Origin of the sequence: Amycolatopsis rhizosphaerae, from assembly GCF_007713715.1 — a bacterium.
Lineage (GTDB): Bacteria > Actinomycetota > Actinomycetes > Mycobacteriales > Pseudonocardiaceae > Amycolatopsis_E > Amycolatopsis_E rhizosphaerae.
On sequence record NZ_VJWX01000721.1, the window covers coordinates 1 to 2,538 of the forward strand.

General features: G+C 73.0%; 2 protein-coding genes and 1 pseudogene. All 3 read right to left on the bottom strand.

All coding sequences use genetic code 11. From position 1 onward, the window contains the following. A pseudogene (locus FNH05_RS35995) lies at window positions 1–195 on the bottom strand (NUDIX hydrolase); the annotation flags it as partial. Continuing rightward, complete coding sequence (locus FNH05_RS36000) at window positions 192–1,598, bottom strand: coenzyme F420-0:L-glutamate ligase (protein ID WP_144593308.1); 1,407 nt, start codon at window positions 1,596–1,598, stop codon at window positions 192–194. The pseudogene FNH05_RS35995 and the gene FNH05_RS36000, both read right to left, overlap by 4 nt. Then, the gene (cofD, locus tag FNH05_RS36005) at window positions 1,534–2,529 is read right to left on the bottom strand and encodes a 2-phospho-L-lactate transferase (protein ID WP_144593309.1); all 996 of its coding nucleotides are present in this window, start codon (window positions 2,527–2,529) and stop codon (window positions 1,534–1,536) included. Before cofD ends, FNH05_RS36000 begins: the two co-directional genes overlap by 65 nt. Window positions 2,530–2,538 lie beyond the last annotated feature (9 nt).

Genomic DNA, 2,538 nt, shown 5'->3' on the forward strand with positions numbered 1-2,538 from the left:
GGTCAGCAGCACGTGACGTCGTTCGTGGTCGAGCAGCACGACCGACGCGGTCAGATGCCCGGCCGCGCACGAGCGGGCACACGCGTCCTCGCGGGCGGCCAGGAAGCCGAGGAAGGCCTGCCGCAGGGACTCCTGTGCGGCCGTCGCCGGTCGCCAGGAGTCCAAAGTGGAGGCCGCGGATCGGTGCAGGCTCACAGTTCCAGCAGTCCCTCCGCCAGTTCCCGGGACGGGCGCGGGGCCGGGGGAGTCCCCGGGTGGCCGATGGCCACCGCACCCAGCGGCTGCCAGTCCGCGGCCAGGCCCAGCACCTCCCGCACCACCTCGGCGGCGAAGATCGTCGAGCCGATCCAGCACGACCCGAGTTCCTCGGCGGCCAGCGCGACCAGCAGGCCCTGCACGGCGGCACCGGCGGCGACCGTGAACATGGTCCGCTCGCAGGCGTTGCGCCGGTCATCGGGATAGGTGTGCGCGCCATCGGGGACCAGGAACGGCACCACCACCTCGGGCGCGGAGAACAGGATGTCGCCGCGCGCCACCCGGCGGGTGATCTGCTCGTCGCTGAACCCGTCGCCGCGCAGGTCGGCACGCCAGGATTCCCGCATCGCCTCCAGCAGTTTGCGACGCAGGCCGTGGTCGCGCAGCCACACGAACCGGACCGGGCGGGTGTGGTGCGGGGCCGGCGCGGTCAGCGCGGCGCCGACCGCCCGCCGCAGTGCGTCCGGATCGACCGCCTCGCCGGTGAACTCGCGCACCGACCGGCGCACCAGTACCGCCTCGCGGCGGCCCTGCGCGATCGCCTCCGCGGTGCCGAGCCGGAAGAGGTCCTGCTCCACCGGGCGGACCAGATCCCGCGCCGACGAGCCGTCATCCACAAGGGACATTCCGCGGACCACCGCCACCGGGGTCGCTCGCAGCTTGCCCTTCACCAGATCCGCCGCCGCGGCCAGTTCGTCGGCCACCGCGATCTCGGTGACCTGCAACTCGTTGCCCTGCGCGTCGACCACGCCGCCGTAGGAGTGCAGCACCCGCAGCCCGGAGGAGCCGATGGCCGCATCGGTCTGGCCGACCCGCCAGGCCCGGCCCATGGTGTCGGTGACCACCACCGCCACCTCGACGCCGAGCCGTTCCCGGAGTCCGTTGCGCAGTGCGAGCGCGGAGGCGTCCGGATCGCTGGGCAGCAGGGCGATCTCGTCACCCGCCACGTTCGATCCGTCCACCCCGGAGGCGGCCTGCACGATCCCGAGCCGGTTCTGCGTGATCAGGGTCCGGCCGAACCGGGCGAGTACCCGCTCGGCCTCCTCTTCGACGAGCTGCCGGCGTGCTTCGTCGCGGGCGTCCGGGTCGCTGGGCACGCGGATCAGCCTGCCCTCGACCTTCGAGACCACCTTGCTGGTGACCACCACGACGTCACCGGAACGCAACCAGCGCGCCGCGTCCGCGATCGCGCCGGTCAGGTCGTCGCCGGGCCGGAACTCCGGCAGCCCCTCGACCGGAAGGATCTCCAGCCGGGGCGAGGAGTGCTCGTGCCGCTGGTCAGTCAAGGTCCACCCCGGACAGTTCGAGGGCCGCCTTCGCCATCTCCGCGGTGGCCTGCACATCGGACATCAGCAGCGGGACCGGCCGCACCGCGACACCGGGCACGTGCACCTGCTCGCCGGGGGCCACCAGCCAGCCGTCGAGCAGCCCGCCGTCGGAGGTCTGGCGCGAGCCGTAGTACCGGCCGACCGCCTCGGCGGAGGTCTCCACCCCGATCGCGGTCAGGCAGGCGTCGGCCATCCCGCGCACGGGCTTGCCGCCGATGATGGGGGACACGCCGACCACGCCGGCCGCCGTCTTGCGCAGTGCGTCACGGATCCCGGGCACGGCCAGCACGGTGCCGATCGACACCACCGGATTCGACGGCGCGAACAGCACCGCGTCCGCTTCGGCGATCGCTTCCAGCACCCCGGGCGCCGGCTTGGCCTCGTCGGCGCCCACCGGCACGATGGAATGCGCGGGCAGCGCGGCCTTGTAGCGCACCCACCACTCCTGGAAGTGCAGCGCCTTGCGCTGACCCGGCTCGTCCGGATCGTCCACCACGACGTGGGTCTCCACCCGGTCGTCGGTCATCGGCAGCAGGCGCACCCCGGGCTTCCACCGGGCGCACAGCGCCTCCGTGACCGCCGAGAGCGGATAACCCGCGCGCAGCATCTGGCTGCGGATGAGGTGGGTGGCGATGTCCTTGTCGCCGAGGCCGAACCAGCTCGGTTCGGCGTCGTAGGCGGCCAGCTCCTCCTTGACCACCCAGGTCTCGCCCTGGTGGCCCCAGCCGCGTTCGGAGTCGATCCCGCCGCCCAGGGTGTACATGCACGTGTCGAGGTCCGGGGCGATCCGGAGGCCGTGCATCCACACGTCGTCGCCGGTGTTCACCACCGCCGTGACCTCGTGGGGGGACTCGCCCGGACCGATGGGGGGCAGGCCGAGCGCGGCCTTCACCCCGAGCAGGAAGCGGGCCCCGCCCACCCCGCCGACAACTACGACAACCTTCACAGGGATCGC

Coding starts and splice junctions, on each gene's coding strand:
- FNH05_RS36000 (WP_144593308.1), bottom strand. CDS start 1,598: ATGTGCAGGCCACCGCGGAGATGGCGAAGGCGGCCCTCGAACTGTCCG.